General features: G+C 42.6%; 1 protein-coding gene. It reads left to right on the top strand.

Going from position 1 to position 1,189, the window contains the following annotated elements:
• Positions 1–83: 83 nt before the first annotated feature.
• Positions 84–1,172, top strand: a complete 1,089-nt coding sequence (locus ACFIJ8_RS08380) for a DUF3792 domain-containing protein (protein ID WP_375639378.1) — start codon at positions 84–86, stop codon at positions 1,170–1,172.
• Positions 1,173–1,189 lie beyond the last annotated feature (17 nt).

Here is a 1,189-nt window from a genome sequence, read left to right as displayed (position 1 = left end):
CCTTTTTAGCGCATATCTATTCACTTTTGGAACATAATTGGCAAAAAGACATTGTATCTCCAGCATATTCAAGGAGATAAAACATGGAAACTCGCATTCCTGAAGACACACCATTTGATACGAATTTTCTAGGAAAAACATCTCTAGAAGAAAAGTATCCATTCTTTCACACACCCATTTCATGGTCCGCAATCTTTGCGGGATTGGTAACAGCCCTTGCCACCTCAATCTGCCTCTCTTTTCTGGTAGCAGCGTTAGGCTTAAGCCAAATGGATTTCACCTCTTCAACCCCATTGGAAGGCTCTTTCCTCTCCTTTGGCGTGGGTTCTGTTATCGTTACACTGATTAGCCTAGCCTTGGGAGGCTTTGTAGCTGGACGTTTTGCTGAATCGTCAGGGACGCTTCATGGCTTTCTCACTTGGGCTCTCATAACATTGCTGATGACCCTCCAAGCCATCCACGTGGTTTCTAGTACAGCAAAGATAGGAGCTAAAACTGCTCTAGAAAACAGCTCCATGGTCCAACAAACCGTAGACAGCCTAAAAACCAATATTTCCCCCATACTTGCAAAATTAAACAGCGAAAGTCTTGAAAAGTTTTTTGCAAAAAACAGTGACAATGGTATCAATTTTGATCAGCTTGGTAGTGAATTGCGCACCCTTCTCAATAAAAGCGACATTCCTGCTCTCAATCCTGATCGTTTGAAACAAACCTATCAAGCAGCACTCAACGATATTGGTTCTGCGATCACGGCTTTCAAAAATGATCCTTCTCACTATCGCACCACTTTAAAAAATCTTGGTGAGCGCCTGTCTGATCGTGTAGAAGATCTCACGACAAAATTTGATCGAAGTGATATCATCAATGCCCTCATAAAAGATGGCATGACCCGTTCGGACGCACAAACAGCAGTAAACCGTGCCGTTCATATCTATCAAAGCGCCGAGGAAAAAACCGAAAAAGCCATCAAAGCCCTTGAAGAACAGGCAGAAACACTCTCGGACAATCTTGAGGATACTATCAAGGGAGTAAAAAACACTGCAACTAAAGCCACAAAAACAGCCTCCAATATGGGATGGTGGGGCTTTTTAGGAAGTCTGGTAGGCGCCATTGTTTCCAGTGTTTTTGGTTATTATGGTTATAGAAGCCGTAAGGATACTTTCATGCTTTAAAACTTCTACCTCTAAAG

It is taken from the genome of Bartonella sp. MF74HXZ, assembly GCF_042194445.1.
In the GTDB taxonomy this organism is placed as follows: Bacteria; Pseudomonadota; Alphaproteobacteria; order Rhizobiales; family Rhizobiaceae; genus Bartonella; species Bartonella grahamii.
Note: the sequence above shows the minus strand (reverse complement) of the source record. Positions and strands in the feature narration are given on the sequence as shown.